An 18,250-nucleotide genomic window follows, 5' to 3' on the forward strand; every position below is an offset into this window, starting at 1 on the left:
CGGCTCATCCCGGATGCCCATCCACCCGGGCCTTGAGCAGCATCGGCCCATAGCGCCAGGCGTATAGACCGAACGCCAGCGTCCAGCACAGCGCCGCCAGCCACAGCCCGGCCAACGGCAACAGCAGCACCAACAGCACGCGGCTCAGGCACGCCAGGTTCAGCAGGATGAACGCCAGGGTCATGCCCGCCGGCGGCTCGAGGGCGCGCCCGGTATGGCCCAGGCTGACACGGGCAACCATCGCCAGGATCAGCCCGGCCATGGCGCCGATGGTCAGGCCGTGCACCGCCAGGCTCGGGTTCACTGGCACGCCGAAGTGCCACAGCGCCATGCCCAGGCAAGCCACCGCCAGCCAGGCATAGGCCAGGTGCAACGACCACAGCAGCGGCACCCGCCACAAATCCCGATCATGCCAACGCACCAGTCGAATCCCGTGGCCCACCGCCAACGCGGCGAACAACAGGCCGACCCAGACGCTGGCCACCAGCGCCGGACCGAAGGCATACAACAACGCCACCAGCGCCGACCCTGCCAGCAACAGGCGATCAAGCCACGGCCACGGGGCAACGCCCTCGACCCGTCCGAGGCCGCGCTGGGTAAAGAATGGAATCACGCGACCGCCGATCAACCCCATCATTGCCGCCACCAGCCACAGGCCGGTGAGCACGCTCTGGCGCTGCAAGCCCTCGTTGTGCTGCACCAGGCCGTATACGGATAACCCATCGGCGGCGGCCAACAGCAGCAATACCAGCACAATCGGGTAATTGCGCTTCTGCCGCACACGCCACAACATCACGCCCATCAACGCGGCGACCGCCAGGGCAAAACCCAGCTCCAGCAGCGTCAGTAACGGCCAGGGCGCATCGACCAACCAGGCCAGCCGCGCGCCCAACCACAACAACGCCAGGGTTGCCAGGCGCTTGCCGCTCAGGCCCGGGATTCCAGTCCAGGTTTGCACCGCCGTCAGCAGGAACCCGGCAATGATCGCCAGGCCGAAACCGAACAACAGTTCATGCCGATGCCAGGCCAACCAGCCGCCGGCCGGCTGCCAGGCGGACAAGCGCCCGGTGAACGCCGCGAGCCAAAGTGGAACGACCAACAGCGCCAATACACACCCGGCCAAAAAAAACGGCCGGAACGCCAGGCGCCACAACGGCAAAATGGCCATGGCCTTGCGACGGTCAAGCACTTGCATACATCACTCCTTTGCCTCGCTGAACCGCCAGCGAGGTACGACAAACCAGGGTTCGAATGATCGGCTATCGACGCCGGCCGGCCTTGTCTCAGATCAAGCCAGCGCATCGCCTCGAACAGGTACTTGCAAGGGGCTTGCCGAACTGGGTCTAACTGTCTGCTAAAACACCTCGGCCCCCTGTGGGAGCGAGCTTGCTCGCGATGGCGGTGGGTCAGGTGGCATTGATGTTGGGTGTGCTACCGTCATCGCGAGCAAGCTCGCTCCCACAAGGACTATAGCCACAAAGGGTATTTATGACCCTTTCATGGTTATTTTTACCCTTAAACGTCAGGGTCATTTGTACCCACCCCAACCTCAACACCCCAGGAATCAACCCCCGCAGGCATGGCCCGTCTCTTGCTCAGGCACGGCATCACCTTTCTTGTCGGGGTCATCCATGAAATCCGTCGTCCTGCCGCTTACCTGGTTCGTCTTGCTCTCCTGCGTCGTGGCGCTTGCCAGCGGCCTGTCCCTGAGCCTGGTCTGACCCCGTTCACCTCTTTCGCCCTTACAAGGATTCCATGCCATGGTGCTCCACCGCGTCCATCACCAGATTCTGCGCAGCCATCACCTGTTCGAGCCGTTGAACGAAGAAGAGCTCAACGAATTGATGAGCAACAGCCAACTGCTGAACATCGACAGGGGCGATCCGCTGTTCCGCCAGGGAGAACCGGCGCAGGCGTTTTACTTCGTGATTTCCGGCGCCGTGAAAATCTACCGGCTGACCCCGGATGGCCAGGAAAAGGTCTTCGAGGTGATCGGCGAGCGCCAGACCTTCGCCGAAGCCATGATGCTGATGGACACCCCCAACTACGTCGCGTCCGCCGAAGCCGTCGGCCCGACCCAGGTCTACCGGCTGTCCAACGCCACCTACATGCGTCTGCTGCAAAGCAACAGCCGGCTGACCTTCGCCCTGCTCGGCAAGCTCTGTGTGCGCCTGCACCAACGGGTCAACGAGATTGAAACCCTGTCGCTGAAGAACGCCACTCACCGCGTGGTACGCTACCTGCTGACGCAACTGGTGCGCCTGCAAACCGTGGACAGCCAGTTCGAATTGCCGATGGCCAAGCAGTTGATCGCCGGACACTTGTCGATCCAGCCGGAAACCTTCTCGCGGATCATCCGCCGCCTGATCGATGAAAAAATCATCACCCAGGACGGTCGCCAGATCGCCATTCTCGATCGCCTGCGTCTGGAACAATTCGAATGAGCGCGCAGCCCACTTGCCTGTATTGCCAACAGACCCAACCCGGTGATGCAACCGAATGCCGCCAGTGCGGCATGCCCCTGCCAGTCGAGGCGGCAAAGGCCGGCGAGCGCCGGTTGCGGCGCTTCACCTGGTTCTGTGTCGGCTTGACGATCTTCTGCATCGTCATGTTCTTCTGGCTGCCCCGCAGCATCGCCTGAGCCCTCAATCCTGAGTCAACTGCCGGTACAACTGCGGTAAACGCAGCGGCAGTTGCTCGGGCTGGCGAATCAAGGTGTAGCCGTTGGCCCCGAACATGTACGGCAGGTAATCCCCCGCTTCGCGATCGATGGTGATGCAGAACGGCGTCAGCCCTTGGCGCCGGGCTTCCAGCACTGCCTGGCGGGTGTCTTCCACACCGTAGCGTCCTTCATAGAGGTCCAGGTCATTGGGCTTGCCGTCACTGAGCAGCAACAACAATTTGCGCCGCCGCTTGCAGCCCGCCAACCGTTGCGTGGCCTGGCGAATCGCTGCGCCCATGCGCGTGTAGTAACCGGGCTTGAGCCCCTGGATCCGCCCCCGGGTGTGGTCGTCATAGCGCTGGTTGAACGCCTTGAGTTCATGCATGCGCACCTGCTGGCGGCGCAAGGAAGAGAACCCGTACAAGGCAAAATCGTCCCCCAGCACCGACAGGGTTTCGCCGAACAGCAACAGGCTGTCGCGGATCACGTCGATCACCCGGTGCTCGTCGTTGAGGTGGGCATCGGTGGACATCGACAGATCGGCCAGCAGCAGGCAGGCCAGGTCCCGACGAGTCTGACGCTGGTCCATGAACAGTCCGCGTTCGCTGCACTGCCCGTGCTGGCGCTCGACATGAAAGTCCAGCCAGGCTTGCAGGTCCAGTTCCGAGCCTTGGGTTTGCTGGCGCAACCATTGGCGATCGTTGCGCAAGTGTTCGAACTGGCGACGCAAGCGCTGGGCCGAGCTTCGCAGGCGTGCGGGCAACGGCTGGGGCTGGCAATCGCGAGGGGTGAAGGTTTGCAGGCTGACGAAGTCGTCCTGCAGGCGTTGTTTGCGGTAATCCCATTCCGGCAACAGGATGCCTGCGCCCAACGGGATGTCATCCACATCGGCCGGCGGCAGGTCCAGGTGCAGTTTCAAACCACCGCCCTTGCGCAAGCGGGTGCGCGACAGGGTCAACTGATCCAAGTCCTCGGCGACGCGAGCGGCGTCCGGGTCTTCGCTGTCATCCGCCCAGCGATCCAGGTCCACGTGTTCGGTCCAGCTGAACAGGTTTTCCAGGCGCACGATCAGCAGCCCACCGTCACGGGTGGTGTCGTCGATTCGCTCGGCGCGCTTGCGCCCGCCCTGCTGTTCACCGGGCGGCGTCGCCAGGTATTGCTCGGACTCCTCAAGGTTGGCGGCCTGGGGATTGGCCAGGTGTTGGGGTGGGTATAGCCACAGCGGCAACGGCCAGGCCGCCCGCTCGCTGCGTGGAAAATATTCGACACTGCCCGGTTCGCGCAAGGCTTGGCACAACGCCCGCTCCAGGGCGGCTTCGGCCGGGTTGAGCGTGGCCGGATCGGGGCGCAGGGACAGGTGCGCGTCCACCAACCGCCGGTAGCGAGGGCGCAGCGCCGGATAGCGTTTCAACACCGCCAGGGTCCAGCGCTGATTGTCCCGCCCCCAGTGCTTCATCGGCCCCGACTGCGCGGCCAGCAAGGCGAGCCAGCGATACAGCTCTTCGTTGAGCCCGACATCAGGGAACGTCGCCAGGCTCGCCGGCAGCCGCAGGTTATCGCCATCGCAACAGGCCAGGGGCACTTGCTTGCAGGTGCCGGCGATCTGCTGCAACAGGTTGCGCCGCAGCAACAGGTCACGGTCGCTGACCGCCTCCACCCCCAGGTGAGGCGCACCGCCGGTGGCGCGAAATAGCACCTGCAACGCGCGTTGCCGGGGGACCAGCTCGACCCGGGCCTCAGGAAAATCAGCACTGGCCCGGCGGGTGATGAAACGGTGCCAGACACTGCCGACCCATTCTTCCAGCTCCAGGGTGAATGCCATGGTTGTTCTCCTATCGACCCATTGCAGTGAAGAGACTGGCTCATACTGCTTTTGTGGCGAGGGAGCTTGCTCCCACTTGGGTGCGAAGCGCCCATCAAAAAGGGTCTGCTGCGCAGCCCAGCGGGAGCAAGCTCCCTCGCCACAAAAGCTCCTTCGCCACAGTCTCAGTGGTGAGGATTTACGAAGGCACCACCGCCGCCGGTGCACGCAGGGCCGCACGGCCACGTTGACGGAAGCTGAACAGGTAGCAGAGCAACCCGGCCAGGAACCCGACGCCGCTGACCAGTCGCGCCCAGAACAGCGGCTTCAAATGATCCATCGTGGCCATGAATGGCAAGGCACTGCCATCCGTCATCCAGCGTTGCAACCACACCTGGACCACACCGGCTGCGGTGAGGAACAAGGTGATCATCACCATCGACAAGGTCATCAACCAGAAGCCCCAGATCTCCAGGCGCTGCGAGCGTTCATCCGCTGCTTCACCCAACCCACGCAAGCGTGGCATGGCGTAGCTGATCAGCGTCATCACAATCATTGCGTAGGCGCCGTAGAAGGCCAGGTGCCCGTGGGCCGCGGTCAGTTGCGAACCGTGGGTGTAGTAGTTGACCGGTGCCAGGGTGTGCAGGAAACCCCAGACGCCCGCACCGAAGAACGCGGTGACCGTGGTGCCCTTGGCCCACAACGTGGCAGCGCGGTTCGGGTGTTGCCGACGACGGTTTTTCACCATGCTGAAGGCGAAGACCACCATGGCCAGGAACGGTAGCGGTTCCATCGCCGAGAAGATCGAGCCCACCCACAGCCAGACCTCGGGCGCACCGATCCAGAAGAAGTGGTGGCCGGTGCCGATGATCCCGGTGATCAACGCCATGGCGATAATCACGTAGAGCCATTTCTCGACCACTTCGCGGTCCACACCGGTGATCTTGATCAGGACGAAGGCAAGCATCGAACCCATGATCAGTTCCCAGACGCCTTCGACCCAAAGATGCACCACCCACCACCAGTAGAACTTGTCGCGGGCGAGGTTCGAGGGGTTGTAGAAGGAGAACAGGAAGAACACCGCCAGGCCGATCAGCCCAGTCATCATCACCATGCTGACCGTGGTCTTGCGACCTTTGAGCAGGGTCATGCCGATGTTGTAGAGGAACCCCAGGCACACCACCACGATGCCCATCTTGGTGATGGTCGGCTGCTCCAGGAACTCGCGGCCCATGGTCGGCAGCAAGTCGTTGCCGGTGAACTTCGCCAGCGTGGCATAAGGCACCGAGAGGTAGCCCAGGATCGTCGCCACACCCGCGGCGGCGAACACCCAGAACAGCACGATCGCCAGTTTCGGGCTGTGCAGTTCGCGGTCGGCCTCCTCCGGTATCAGGTAATACGCCGCGCCCATGAAGCCGAACAGCAGCCAGACGATCAGCAGGTTGGTGTGGACCATGCGGGCCACGTTGAAAGGGATCAGCGGGAACAGGAAGTCGCCGACCACGTATTGCAGGCCCATGATCAAACCGAACAACACCTGCCCCAGGAACAGCATCAGGGCAAACACGAAGTAGGGTTTGGCGACGGCCTGCGAGGCGAATTTCAGATGCGGATTAGCCATGCTCATCTCTCAGCCCTCCTTGTTTGGCGGCCAGCCATTGGTATTGATTTTCGAGCTCCACTTGAGGAACTCGGCGATGTCGTCGACCTCCTGCTCGCTCAGGTTGAACTGCGGCATGGCCCGACGACCCGGAACGTTCAGCGGCTGCATTTTCATCCAGGCCTGCAGGAACGGCTTGAAGGCTTCATCGCCACCGCGACGGTTGACCACGTTGCCCAGCTCCGGCGCAAAGTACGCGCCCTCGCCCAGCAGGGTATGGCAGCCGATGCAGTTGTTGCGCTCCCAGACGCCCTTGCCGCGTATCACCGATTCCGTCAATTGCGCCTGGTTGCTGCGTTCTGGAAAGGTCTGTTCCGTGTGGTAGGTCAGGGCCAGGAATATCAGGAAAAAGAAGATGCTTCCCCCGAAATAAATATTCCTGGCCATGCCTTTGGTGAAAGTATCTGACATGGTCACTTCCTCATTGCTTGGCGTGTTCATTCTAGGAAGCGAGGGGCGGGAAACCGCTTGATGGCGATCAAGAATCTCCGATGGTTTTGGTGGGTTGTTGCAAGGACACCGCGATGATGGAGAGCAGCTTTTGTGGCGAGGGAGCTTGCTCCCGCTGGCCTGTAGGAGCTGTCGAGCGCAGCGAGGCTGCGATTTTTTGATCTTTCGCTCCAGACCCCGTTTGCAGGGGAAAGATCGCAGCCTCGTTGCACTCGACAGCTCCTACAGCGCAGCCCAGCGGGAGCAAGCTCCCTCGCCACAGGGGGGGGAATGTCGGGCGTCAGAGCGTGAACGAGATCGCAATCGCCAGCAGCGCCGCCCAGCTCAACACCAACCGCCGCCACAATCGCGGCGCGTGACGCAGTTCCATGAAGCCGTCGGCGATCAGCCAGGCCTTGGTCACCGCGACCACCAGGATGGCGATGGACACCAGCTCGGTAGCCGCGATCTGGCCCAGGGCAACGGTGCCGGTGCTCAACACGGCCAGCGTCATCCAGCAAGCAATCAAGACACGGGAAGTCGACATGAGCACCTCCGCTCAATCAAGGATGTAGACAACCGGGAACAGCAGCACCCAGACCAGATCGACCATGTGCCAATACAGCACGCCGGATTCCAGCCCACTGTTGCGCTGCGCCCCATAGCGACGTCGCCGACACCCTTCGGCCAGCCAGGCGAGGATCACCATGCCCAGCAACACATGGAGAAAATGAAACGCGGTGAGGATCCAGTACAAAGTGAAGAACGTGTTGTGCTCCATCCCCAGGCCGTTCGCCAACAGATGGGCGTACTCCGTGAGCTTGATCCCCACATAGCCGCAAGCAAGCAACAACGCCACACACAACAACAGTGCGGCTCGACGCGGCCGGTCCTGCCTGACTTGCTCCTGGGCCAGGGCCGCGAACAGGCCAGCGGTCAGCAGGCTGAGGGTCATCGCCAGGCCCGTGGAGCGGTCCAGCAATTGCCGGCCTTCGCTGAAGGTCTGCGGGTACAACGCCTGGGCGACGGTGAACGTCAGGATCAACAACGCGAACACCGACAACTCGGCGAGGATGAAAAACCACATCGCCAGGTCCCCGGGCAAGCGTCGGGGCACGGCAACGGTTTCAGCCAAAGTGGACATCGACCACATCCATCAGCGCGGCGACGGTCTGCGGGTCGTCACTCAATGGCTCGGCCAGGCACGCCAGGCAGGCTTGGCGCGGGTCCATGCCGGAGCCGATCATGCGCGCGGCGAAAATCAGCAAGCGCGTCGAGGCGACTTCCTCCAGGTCATGCTGATCGAGCCGGCGCAGCGCCTGCCCCAATCGCACCACCTGGGCCGCCAGGGCCAGATCGACCCCGGCCTCGCGGGCGACGATGCGCTCTTCATCGGCCACCGCCGGATAGCCAAAACGCATCGCCACGAAACGCTGGCGAGTGCTGGGCTTCATGCCCTTGAGCAGGTTCTGGTAACCGGGGTTGTACGACACCACCAGCATGAAGGACGGCGGCGCCTGCAGTACTTCGCCGGTGCGTTCCAGGTACAACTGCCGACGATCATCGGCCAGTGGGTGCAACACCACGGCCGTGTCCTGGCGCGCTTCGACCACCTCATCCAGATAACAGATGCCGCCCTCGCGCACCGCCCGGGTCAAGGGCCCGTCCTGCCACCAGGTGCCCTGGGCGCCGATCAGGTGACGCCCCACCAGGTCGGCCGCGCTCAAGTCGTCGTGGCAGGCCACGGTGTACAGCGGCAGCTTCAGGCGGTGGGCCATGTGCTGGACGAAGCGGGTCTTGCCGCAGCCGGTCGGGCCTTTGATCAGCACCGGCATGCCGTGATGCCAGGCCTGTTCGAACATCGCCTGCTCGTTGTCCTGGGGTTGATAAAAGGGTTCGTCGGGGTGCTGCAAAGTGTGGATAGCGTTCATGGCAAGGCCTGATCAGACAACACGATTGCAGGCAACGCTACGGTGCCCTGCGACAACCTGGCAAGGGCTGCGGCCGGCAAACTTGATCGCCGTCAAGCGGCTAACCACCGGCCTGGGCATAGCCTTGCACCGCACCAAGAACCTGCGCGCCGAACGTCAATTACAGCGCAGCGCGGGTCACGCCTGAGGAGAAATGGAATGCTGATCAGCCACAAAAAATCGTGGGCCCTGCGGGTCACGGCGCTGTGTACAGCGCTGGCCGCACCCCACGCCTTCGCCGACCAAACCGCTGCGCCGGAGCAACCCCGCGTAGTCAAGACCGAAGGCGCGCCCGACCTGAGCCAGGCCGACTTCGACACGGCCAAGGAAATCTACTTCCAACGCTGCGCCGGTTGCCACGGCGTGCTTCGCAAAGGCGCCACCGGCAAGCCGCTGACACCCGACATCACCCAATCGCGCGGCCAGGCCTACCTGGAGGCGCTGATCACCTACGGCTCGGCCGCTGGCATGCCGAACTGGGGCACGTCCAATGCCCTGACCAAAGACCAGATCACGGTGATGGCCAAGTTCATCCAGCACACCCCACCGACCCCACCGGAATGGGGCATGGCCGAAACCCGCAAAACCTGGAAGGTCCTGGTCAAGCCCGAGGACCGGCCAACCAAACAACTCAACAGCCTCAACCTGCAGAACCTGTTCTCGGTGACCCTGCGCGACGACGGCAAGATTGCCCTGATCGACGGCGACAGCAAGAAGATCGTCAAGCTGATCGACACCGGTTATGCGGTGCACATCTCGCGCATCTCGGCGTCGGGCCGCTACCTGCTGGTGATCGGCCGGGATGCCAAGATCGACATGATAGACCTGTGGCCGAAAGAGCCGACCAAGGTCGCGGAAATCAAGGTGGGCATCGAGGCCCGCTCGGTGGAAACCTCCAAGTTCAAGGGCTACGAGGACAAATACACCATTGCCGGCTCGTACTGGCCGCCGCAGTTCACCATCATGGACGGCGAGACCCTGGAGCCCAAGCAGATCGTCTCGACCCGCGGCATGACCGTTGACACCCAGCAGTACCATCCCGAGCCTCGGGTCGCGGCCATCATCGCCTCCCACGAATGGCCGGAGTTCATCGTCAACGTCAAGGAAACCGGCAAGGTGATGCTGGTCAATTACCAGGACATCAAGAACCTCACCATCACCAGCATCGACGCCGCGCCGTTCCTGCATGACGGCGGTTGGGACAGCAGCCATCGCTACTTCATGACGGCCGCCAACAACTCCAACAAGGTCGCGGTGATCGACTCCAAGGAACGCAAGCTCACCGCCCTGGTGGACGTTGGCAAGACCCCGCACCCGGGACGCGGCGCCAACTTCAACCACCCTCTCTACGGACCGGTCTGGGCCACCAGCCACTTGGGCGATGCCGGGGTTTCGCTGATCGGCACCGACCCGGTCAATCACCCGCAATACGCCTGGAAACAGGTTGGTTCGCTCCAGGGCCAGGGTGGCGGCTCGCTGTTCATCAAGACTCACCCCGCGTCCCGTCACCTGTATGTCGACACCACCCTCAGCCCTGACGCCAAGCTCAGCCAGTCGGTAGCGGTGTTCAACATCGACAAGCTCGACGCCGGCTACACCGTGCTGCCGATTGCCGAGTACGCCGGTATCAAGAAAGGCGCGCTGCGTGTGGTGCAACCGGAATACAACAAGGCCGGCGACGAGGTCTGGTTCTCGGTCTGGAGTGGCCAGGAAGACGAGTCGGCGCTGGTGGTGATCGACGACAAGACCCTCAAGGTCAAGAACGTGATCAAGGACAAACGCCTGATCACCCCGACCGGGAAATTCAACGTCTACAACACCCAACACGACATCTATTGAGCCCCATCAATAAGAGGAAAAACCATGAAGCCTATTCTGATTGCCCTGGCCCTGACTGCCGCCTACAGCCTGCCGGCGTTGGCCCAAGACGGCCCGACGCTGTTCAAGAGCAAGCCCTGCGCGGCCTGCCACTCCATCGACACCAAGGTGGTTGGCCCGGCGCTCAAGGACGTCGCGGCGAAAAACGCCGGCGTCGCCGGAGCACAGGATTTACTCGCCAAGCACATCAAGGAAGGTACGCAAGGTAACTGGGGACCGATGCCGATGCCGGCCAACCCCGTGACGGAAGAGGAAGCCAAGATCCTGGCTGCGTGGGTCTTGACCCTTAAATAACCACCCAGAAGGGAGGCTTTTAAGAATACCTGTGGCGAGGGAGCTTGCTCCCGCTGGGCTGCGCAGCAGCCCCAATAGCAACCTGACGACTCGGTGTGTCAGGCAAACCCAAGGGGCTGCTTCGCAGCCCAGCGGGAGCAAGCTCCCTCGCCACAAAAGCTGTGCGCGACTTTATTTTCTTATCAGGAGGACGTCATGGAACGACACAGCTCTGCAACCTTGATAACCACCCTCCTCTTTGTTTTCTCCTCCTGCGTGCTGGCCGCTCCCGACAGCCAGCGCCAGGCCCAACTGCAACACCTGTTGGACCAGGATTGTGGCGCCTGCCACGGCCTGTACATGACCGGCGGCCTCGGCCCACCCCTGACCCACGAAGCCCTGGCCGGAAAATCCCGCGACAGCCTCATCGCCACCGTCACCCTCGGACGGCCCGGCAGCGCCATGCCCGGTTGGGCACCGTTGCTTGCGCCCGACGACATTCGCTGGCTGGTGGACCGGCTCCTTCAAGGAAAACCCGCCTCATGATCCGTTCATTGCTCTCCTCCACCGCCATCGCCCTGCTGCTCTGCGGTTGCGCCCAGACACCGTTGCGCGGCACCGGCGATTTGGGCGTGGTGGTGGAGCGCGCCACCGGCAGCCTGCAAATCATTGAAAGCGACACCCGCACCGCCCTGGGCCGCGTCGAAGGCCTGGGCGACTTGTCCCACGCCTCGGTGGTGTTCTCCCGCGACCAACGCTACGCCTACGTGTTCGGGCGCGATGGTGGCCTGAGCAAAGTCGACCTGCTGCGCGCGCGCATCGAGCACCGGATCATCCAGGGCGGCAACAGCATCGGCGGTGCAATCAGCCAGGACGGCAAGCTGATCGCCGTCTCCAACTACGAACCTGGCGGCGTCAAGGTATTCGATGCCCAGACCCTGGAACAGGTCGCCGACATTCCCGCCACGTCGTTGCCCGGCGGACAAAAGCGCTCCCGGGTGGTCGGCTTGGTGGACGCGCCAGGGCAACGCTTCGTGTTCAGCCTGTTCGACACCGGCGAGATCTGGACCGCCGACTTCAGCCACGGCCTCAGCCCGCGCATCGAGCGTTTCACCGCCATCGGCCAGCAACCCTACGACGCCCTGATCACCCCGGACGGGCGTTATTACATGGCCGGGCTGTTCGGTGAAGACGGCATGGCCCAACTCGATCTCTGGCACCCGGAGCGCGGGGTGAAACGGGTACTGGGCCATTACGGGCGCGGCCAGGCGCGGCTCCCGGTGTACAAGATGCCGCATCTGGAGGGCTGGGCCCTGGCCGACCAGCAAGCCTTCGTGCCTGCCGTCGGGCATCACCAGGTATTGGTGATGAACGCCCAGGATTGGCAGCAGACCGACGCCATCGCCGTGGCCGGTCAACCGGTGTTCGTCACGGCGCGACCGGACGGCCGGCAGCTGTGGGTCAACTTCGCCTACCCGGACAACGACCGCGTCCAGGTCATCGACACCCAGACCCACGCCATCGTCGCCGACCTGCGGCCAGGCCCGGCGGTGCTGCACATGGAGTTCACCGCGCGGGGTGACCAGTTGTGGTTGTCCGCCCGGGACGGTGGCGAGGTACAGGTCTGGAACCCGTATCGGCTCGAGCGCCTGGGCAGCCTGCCGGCCCTGAGCCCGAGCGGCATTTTCTTCAGCAGTCGCGCGCACAAGCCGGGGTTCTGACCATGACTTCCAGCTCACTGGCCCGGCGCCTGATCGATCAATTCCAGCATGGCCTGCCGTTGTGCGCCGAGCCCTACCGGGCCATGGCCGAGACCTTGGGCTGCAGCGAAGCCCAGGTCATCGACTGCCTGCAACACCTGCAAGTGGCCGGGACCTTGTCACGGGTCGGCCCAGTGTTCGAACACACCCGGGCCGGGGCCAGCACCCTGGCCGCCCTGGCCGTGCCCGAAGAGCGCTTGCACCAAGTGGCGGCACGCATCAGCCAATACCCGGAAGTCAATCACAACTATGCCCGCGAACATCGCTACAACCTCTGGTTCGTGCTGACCGGCCCCAACCGCGACCACCTGGAAAACATCCTCCAGGAACTGGAGAACGACACCGGTCTCACGCCACTGGACCTGCCCATGCTGACCGCCTACCGCATCGACCTGGGCTTTGCCCTGGAGGCCACCCCATGAAAAACGCCCTGAGCGAACAACAGTCACTGGCACTGCGCCGTTTGCTGGAAACCGGCCTGCCCCTGACATCGCGTCCCTTCCAGGCCCTGGCCGAGCAGATCGAGGCCAGCGAGCAACAGGTACTTGAACAGGTGCAGCATTGGCATGAACAGGGGCTGTTCCGCCGTGTCGGCCTGGTGGTCAACCATCGTGCCTTGGGCTTTGCCGCCAACGCCATGCTGGTGCTGGACGTGCCGGACGCCTTGGTTGATGAAGTCGGCCGACGCCTCGGGCAAACCCCGGGCATCAGCCTTTGCTACCAACGCCCCAGGCGCCTGCCCCAGTGGCAATACAACCTGTTCTGCATGATCCACGGTCGCCAGCGTGACCGTGTCGAGGCCCATGTCCAGGCGCTGCTGGAAGAACACCTGCTGGACGACCTGCCCCACCAGTTGCTGTTCAGCACGCACCTGTTCAAGCAATGCGGCGGACGTTTCGCCGCCCCGGCCGGAGCCCGTATCGATGGATGACCTCGACCGCCGCCTGATCAATCGCCTGCAACTGGGCCTGCCGCTGGTGCGTCACCCTTGGCAGGCCCTGGCCCAGGAACTGGACAGCAGCAGCACCGAATTGCTCGACCGCCTGCATGAGTTGCTCAACGACGGGGTACTCACCCGCTTCGGCCCGATGTTCGACATCGATCGCCTGGGCGGTGCGTTCACCCTGGCGGCGCTGGCAGTGCCCGAGCCGCGCTTCGAGACCATCGCCGAGCTGCTCGCGGACATGCCCGAGGTCGCCCACAACTACCGCCGCGAGCACACCTGGAACATGTGGTTCGTGCTCGCCTGCCCCAGCGAACAGGCGATCAACGACACCCTGCTGCACATCGAACACCTGACCGGCCTGGTGCCGCTGAACCTGCCCAAAGAGGAGACCTACCATGTCGGCCTGTATTTCCCCGTCTGAGTCTTTGTGGCAAGCGCCGCCACGGCTGGATGAAACAGCCTTGGCGCTGCGCCTGGTGGAACTGACCCAGGCCGGCCTGCCCTTGCTCGAAGACCCCTGGGCCTGGCTGGCCGAACAACTGGAACTGAGCGTGGAATCCACCCTCGACCTGCTCAAGCGCCTGCAGGCCGACGGTGCGATCCGCCGCATTGCCGCCGTGCCCAATCACTATCGCCTGGGCTATCGCCACAACGGCATGACGGTCTGGGACGTGGCCGATGCCGATATCTCGCGTCTTGGCGCCCTGCTGGGAGCGCAGCCCTTCGTCAGCCACTGCTACCGGCGCCCGCGCCGGCCCGGCTGGCGCTACAACCTGTTCGCCATGGTCCATGGCCGCAGCCGCGAAGAAATCGACAGCTACCGCGAACACCTGCGCTACCTGCTGGGGGACGCCTGCGCCGCCGATGACATGCTGGTGAGCAGCCGCATCCTGAAAAAAACCGGCCTGCGCCTGACACCTGTGGGAGCAAAGCTTGCTCGCGAAACAGGCGCGTCGGTTTTATGAAGGACCGCACCGGCTTCATCACGGGCAAGCCTTGCTCCCACCAAGCCTTGCTCCCACAACGAAGGATCGCCTTATGTTGAGGATCAGCCATTACCTGCGAGCCCTGGCCGGGCATTGCCCCGCCCCACGTGTCGCGCCACCGGGCAGCAGCCGCCCGCCGGTGGTGATCTGGAACCTGCTCAGGCGCTGTAACCTGACCTGCAAGCACTGCTATGCAACGTCGGCCGACAGCGTGTTTCGCGATGAACTGGACACCCCGGCGGCGCTCCAGGTCATCGACGACCTGCACGATGCCGGCGTGCGCGTGTTGATCCTGTCCGGCGGCGAACCGCTGCTGCGCGAGGATCTGTTTCAACTCAGCACTTATGCCCGCGATAAAGGTTTTTTCCTCGCCTTGTCCACCAACGGCACGCTGATCGACGCTTCCAATATCGAACAGATTGCAGCGGTCAACTTCGATTACGTGGGCATCAGCATCGATGGCCTGGAAGCGACCCACGATGAATTCCGTCAGCTCAAGGGCAGTTTCGCCAGCTCCATGGCGGCCATCCGGCTCTGCCGTGAACAAGACATCCGGGTCGGGTTGCGCACCACCCTCACCCAGCAAAACCATGCCCAGTTGCCGCGCTTGCTGGACTTGATGAATGAGTACGACGTACAGAAATTCTACCTGTCGCACCTCAACTACAGCGGCCGGGGCAAGCGCAGTCGCAAGCTCGATGCCCATCAGCAGATGAGCCGCGAGGCCATGACCCTGATCTTCGAGCGGGCCTGGCACGACATCGTACAAGGCCGCGACAGTGACTTCGTCAGCGGCAACAACGACGCCGACGCAATCCTGTTGCTGCAATGGGTATCCCGGCGCCTGCCTCAACACTACGTCGCACTGGAGCAGATGCTGCGGGCCTGGGGCGGCAACGCCTCGGGTAGTGGTATCGCCAACATCGACAATACCGGCGAGGTTCACCCCGACACGTACTGGTGGCAGCACTCGGTGGGCAATGTCCGCCAGACGCCATTCAAGACACTCTGGCTCGATCGCCCCGAAGCCCTGCTGCTGAAGCTGCGCGAACACCCACGGGCCGTGGGCGGTCGCTGCGGGCAATGCCGCTGGCTGGCGATCTGCAACGGCAATACCCGCACCCGGGCCTGGGCCGACGGCGACCTGTGGGGCCAGGACCCCGGCTGCCATCTCAGCGACGAAGAAATCGGCTTGCACGCGATCCCCAGCGTTGCGATGCCCTGCGCCTGATCTACCGACGGCGAACCTGATACCGAACCAAGGAAGTCCCATGCCTGCCTCCATCGTTTTGCCCGCTGCCCTGCAAGCATCCTTCAGACCGGGTGAAGTCGCCCTGGTCGGCGCCGGCCCCGGTGACCCGGGCCTGCTGACATTGCGCGCCTGGAGCCTGTTGATGCAGGCCGACGCGGTGGTCTACGACCGCTTGATCAGCGCGCAATTGCTCAGCCTGATCCCGCTGACCTGCGCCCGGCACTACGTCGGCAAGGCCGCCGGTTGCCACAGCCTGCCCCAGCCACAGATCAACGAACTGCTGGCCGAACTGGCCGACCAGGGACAGCGGGTGGTGCGACTCAAGGGCGGCGATCCGTTCATCTTCGGTCGCGGCGCCGAGGAGCTGGAGTATCTGCTGGCCCGCGGTATCGATTGCCAAATCGTGCCCGGCATCACCGCCGCGGCCGGTTGCAGCACCTATGCCGGCATTCCCCTGACCCATCGCGACCTGGTCAACTCCTGTCGCTTCATCACCGGTCATTTGCAACGCGAAGGCGACTTGAACCTGCCCTGGCAAAGCCTGGCGGATGACAGCCAGACCCTGGTGTTCTACATGGGCTTGTCCAACCTCGGCACCATCGCCGCACAACTGATCGCGGCGGGCCTGGCGGCTGATACGCCGGCGGCGCTGATCAGCAACGGCACGCGCCCCGACCAGCAGGTCCTGCGCGGCACCCTCCAGCAATTGCCGCAGATGGCGCTGGCCTGCGCCGAAGGCCTGCCGACCTTGACGGTGATCGGCAAAGTGGTCGGTTTGTTTGCCCATCAAGTATTGGAGCATCCGGCCCGCCTGCACCCGGCCCTACCGCTCCAGCCAAGTATCGCGAGGGTCGCCTCATGAGAATCGGCTGGCTTGCCCCATTACTGTGGATCGGTGCTGTCCACGGCGCCACGGCGCCTGAACCGGACCTGGCGTTGGCCGAACAGAACTACCAGCAACACTGCCAGCAATGCCACGGGGTGAATCGCATCGGCGGCGCCGGGCCGGCGCTGTTGCCCCAGAGCCTGAGTCGGATCAAGCCCGACGAAATCCGCCAGGTGATCGAAAATGGCCGCCCGGCCAGCCAGATGGCGGCGTTCGGTGCGGTGCTGGCGCCTGCGCAGATCGATGGCTTGACCCACTATCTCCAGCGTCCACCCGCGGTCGAACCGACCTGGAGCGAGGACGACACGCGCCGCAGTCATCGCTTGCTGGCGGATGTCGCCAGCCTGCCCGATAAACCCCAGCACCACGCCGACCCGCTGAACCTGTTCGTGGTGGTGGAAGCTGGCGATCATCACATCGATATCGTCGACGGCGATCGCTTCGAGGTCCTGGCGCGCTTCGCCTCACATTTCGCGGTACATGGCGGACCGAAGTTTTCGCCGGACGGACGCTTCGTCTATTTCGCCTCCCGGGACGGCTGGATCAGCCTGTATGACTTGCACAACCTCACGCTCATCGCCGAGGTGCGGGCCGGGCTCAATACCCGCAACCTGGCGGTGAGCAAGGATGGGCGCTGGGTGCTGGTGGGCAACACCCTGCCCGGCAACCTGGTGGTGCTGGATGCCCGCGACCTGTCGCTGGTCAAGACCGTAGCAACGGTGGGGCTGGACGGCCAGGCGTCGCGGGTCAGTGCGGTCTATACCGCGCCGCCGCGCAACAGCTTCATCGTCGCCTTGAAAGATGTGAAAGAGGTCTGGGAACTGTCCACCGGCCCGAACCCGGACTTCGTGCCCCGGCGGATCGAGGCCGAGGATTACCTCGATGACTTTTCCTTCTCGCCTGATTACCGGCAATTGCTCGCCACCTCGCGCAAGGCCCAGGGCGGCCAGGTGATCGACCTCGACACGGGGCGGATCGTCACCGACATCGCGCTGCCGGGCATGCCGCACCTGGGCTCGGGGACCTATTGGAAACGCGATGGGCACTGGGTGTTCGCCACACCCAACATCAGCAAGGGGCTGATTTCGGTGATCGACTTCGACACCTGGAAAGTCATCAAGCAGATCCCTACCCTGGGGCCGGGTTTCTTCCTGCGCAGCCACGTCAACTCCCGCTACGCCTGGACCGATGTGTTCTTCGGCCCGGACAACGATGCCATCCACCTGATCGACAAACAGACGCTGGAAATCGCCCACACCCTGCGGCCCATGCCCGGCAAAACCGCCGCCCACGTCGAGTTCACGCGCGACGGCCGCTACCTGCTGCTGAGCATCTGGGACACCGATGGCGCGCTGATCGTCTACGACAGCAACACCCTCAAGGAAATCAAGCGCCTGCCCATGAACAAGCCTTCGGGCAAGTACAACGTCGGCAACAAGATCGAGTTCGCCGAGGGGACGTCACACTGAAAAAAAGGGGGCTGATGCGCAGCCCCAATAGCAATCAGCCCTCAGGGCCGCTTCGCACCCCAGCGGGAGCAAGCTCCCTCGCCACAAAAGCGATCGGACATCCTGTGGGAGCGAGCTTGCTCGCGATAGCGGTGAGTCAGTCAACATCCATGCCGACTGACTTGACCCCATCGCGAGCAAGCTCGCTCCCACAGGGTATGTGCGCAGCCAAGCCAGCTCATCGGCCATGGGGTTGTCCATCCGTGGCGAGGGAGCTTGCTCCCGCTGGGCTGCGCAGC

At 63.5% G+C, this 18,250-nt stretch carries 20 protein-coding genes; 13 read left to right on the forward strand and 7 right to left on the reverse strand.

The genetic code is table 11. The features are described from left to right. Positions 1-4: 4 nt before the first annotated feature. Positions 5-1,195, reverse strand: a complete 1,191-nt coding sequence (locus LOY50_RS15630; protein WP_253475390.1) for an NnrS family protein — start codon at positions 1,193-1,195, stop codon at positions 5-7. Between the two features lie 565 nt (positions 1,196-1,760). Between LOY50_RS15630 and LOY50_RS15635 the strand changes: the two genes are divergently transcribed. Both LOY50_RS15635 and LOY50_RS15640 read left to right on the forward strand, forming a co-directional pair. Further along, positions 1,761-2,444, forward strand: coding sequence for a Crp/Fnr family transcriptional regulator (locus LOY50_RS15635; RefSeq protein ID WP_003202487.1), 684 nt, complete (start codon positions 1,761-1,763; stop codon positions 2,442-2,444). Further along, the gene (locus LOY50_RS15640; protein WP_258688259.1) at positions 2,441-2,641 is read left to right on the forward strand and encodes a protein DnrP; all 201 of its coding nucleotides are present in this window, start codon (positions 2,441-2,443) and stop codon (positions 2,639-2,641) included. The genes LOY50_RS15635 and LOY50_RS15640 overlap by 4 nt, the downstream gene beginning before the upstream one ends. A 4-nt stretch (positions 2,642-2,645) precedes the next feature. On the opposite strand, the gene LOY50_RS15645 is transcribed toward LOY50_RS15640, so the two are convergent. The 6 genes from LOY50_RS15645 to LOY50_RS15670 form a co-directional block, all read right to left on the reverse strand. After that, a complete protein-coding gene (locus LOY50_RS15645) occupies positions 2,646-4,484 on the reverse strand; it encodes a nitric oxide reductase activation protein NorD (RefSeq protein ID WP_258688260.1) in 1,839 nt (612 codons plus the stop codon). A gap of 178 nt (positions 4,485-4,662) precedes the next feature. Then, the gene (locus tag LOY50_RS15650) at positions 4,663-6,090 is read right to left on the reverse strand and encodes a cbb3-type cytochrome c oxidase subunit I (RefSeq protein WP_214510190.1); all 1,428 of its coding nucleotides are present in this window, start codon (positions 6,088-6,090) and stop codon (positions 4,663-4,665) included. Positions 6,091-6,093: 3 nt separating this feature from the next. After that, positions 6,094-6,534, reverse strand: a complete 441-nt coding sequence (locus LOY50_RS15655; protein WP_003202495.1) for a cytochrome c — start codon at positions 6,532-6,534, stop codon at positions 6,094-6,096. A gap of 319 nt (positions 6,535-6,853) precedes the next feature. Next, on the reverse strand, positions 6,854-7,099 hold the full coding sequence (locus LOY50_RS15660) for a cytochrome C oxidase subunit IV family protein (RefSeq protein ID WP_258688262.1): 246 nt from the start codon (positions 7,097-7,099) through the stop codon (positions 6,854-6,856). Positions 7,100-7,111: 12 nt separating this feature from the next. After that, a complete protein-coding gene (locus LOY50_RS15665; RefSeq protein WP_253475399.1) occupies positions 7,112-7,696 on the reverse strand; it encodes a cytochrome c oxidase subunit 3 family protein in 585 nt (194 codons plus the stop codon). After that, positions 7,680-8,414 carry a CbbQ/NirQ/NorQ/GpvN family protein gene (locus LOY50_RS15670; RefSeq protein ID WP_371856181.1) on the reverse strand — a complete coding sequence of 245 codons (735 nt, stop codon included), beginning with the start codon at positions 8,412-8,414 and terminating at the stop codon, positions 7,680-7,682. The genes LOY50_RS15665 and LOY50_RS15670 overlap by 17 nt, the downstream gene beginning before the upstream one ends. A 267-nt stretch (positions 8,415-8,681) precedes the next feature. Here LOY50_RS15670 and LOY50_RS15675 point away from each other — a divergent pair, with 267 nt between their 5' ends. The 11 genes from LOY50_RS15675 to LOY50_RS15725 all read left to right on the forward strand — a co-directional run bounded on the left by LOY50_RS15675 (position 8,682) and on the right by LOY50_RS15725 (position 17,972). Next, on the forward strand, positions 8,682-10,361 hold the full coding sequence (locus LOY50_RS15675; RefSeq protein ID WP_253475406.1) for a cytochrome D1 domain-containing protein: 1,680 nt from the start codon (positions 8,682-8,684) through the stop codon (positions 10,359-10,361). A 24-nt stretch (positions 10,362-10,385) separates the two neighbouring features. Next, on the forward strand, positions 10,386-10,694 hold the full coding sequence (locus LOY50_RS15680; protein WP_063320835.1) for a c-type cytochrome: 309 nt from the start codon (positions 10,386-10,388) through the stop codon (positions 10,692-10,694). 195 nt (positions 10,695-10,889) lie between these two features. After that, positions 10,890-11,219, forward strand: a complete 330-nt coding sequence (locus tag LOY50_RS15685; protein ID WP_024616180.1) for a cytochrome c — start codon at positions 10,890-10,892, stop codon at positions 11,217-11,219. After that, positions 11,216-12,394 (forward strand): cytochrome D1 domain-containing protein, encoded by a 1,179-nt coding sequence (locus LOY50_RS15690; RefSeq protein ID WP_258688263.1) that lies wholly within the window; start codon positions 11,216-11,218, stop codon positions 12,392-12,394. Before LOY50_RS15685 ends, LOY50_RS15690 begins: the two co-directional genes overlap by 4 nt. A 2-nt stretch (positions 12,395-12,396) precedes the next feature. After that, entirely contained in the window at positions 12,397-12,855 is a 459-nt protein-coding gene (locus LOY50_RS15695; RefSeq protein ID WP_258688264.1) for an Lrp/AsnC family transcriptional regulator, read from the forward strand. Next, positions 12,852-13,364 (forward strand): Lrp/AsnC family transcriptional regulator, encoded by a 513-nt coding sequence (locus tag LOY50_RS15700; RefSeq protein ID WP_003202513.1) that lies wholly within the window; start codon positions 12,852-12,854, stop codon positions 13,362-13,364. Before LOY50_RS15695 ends, LOY50_RS15700 begins: the two co-directional genes overlap by 4 nt. Then, complete coding sequence (locus LOY50_RS15705; protein ID WP_214510184.1) at positions 13,357-13,800, forward strand: Lrp/AsnC family transcriptional regulator; 444 nt, start codon at positions 13,357-13,359, stop codon at positions 13,798-13,800. The genes LOY50_RS15700 and LOY50_RS15705 overlap by 8 nt, the downstream gene beginning before the upstream one ends. Further along, positions 13,775-14,344 (forward strand): Lrp/AsnC family transcriptional regulator, encoded by a 570-nt coding sequence (locus tag LOY50_RS15710; RefSeq protein WP_258688265.1) that lies wholly within the window; start codon positions 13,775-13,777, stop codon positions 14,342-14,344. Before LOY50_RS15705 ends, LOY50_RS15710 begins: the two co-directional genes overlap by 26 nt. Positions 14,345-14,417: 73 nt before the next feature. Further along, positions 14,418-15,596, forward strand: coding sequence for a heme d1 biosynthesis radical SAM protein NirJ (gene nirJ, locus LOY50_RS15715; RefSeq protein ID WP_258688267.1), 1,179 nt, complete (start codon positions 14,418-14,420; stop codon positions 15,594-15,596). A gap of 40 nt (positions 15,597-15,636) precedes the next feature. Then, positions 15,637-16,479: a uroporphyrinogen-III C-methyltransferase gene (gene cobA / locus LOY50_RS15720; protein WP_253475422.1), complete on the forward strand. Its 843-nt coding sequence runs from the start codon at positions 15,637-15,639 to the stop codon at positions 16,477-16,479. Beyond that, the gene (locus tag LOY50_RS15725) at positions 16,476-17,972 is read left to right on the forward strand and encodes a nitrite reductase (protein WP_258688269.1); all 1,497 of its coding nucleotides are present in this window, start codon (positions 16,476-16,478) and stop codon (positions 17,970-17,972) included. Before cobA ends, LOY50_RS15725 begins: the two co-directional genes overlap by 4 nt. Positions 17,973-18,250 lie beyond the last annotated feature (278 nt).

This window comes from Pseudomonas sp. B21-010 (assembly GCF_024749325.1).
GTDB lineage: Bacteria > Pseudomonadota > Gammaproteobacteria > Pseudomonadales > Pseudomonadaceae > Aquipseudomonas > Aquipseudomonas kilonensis.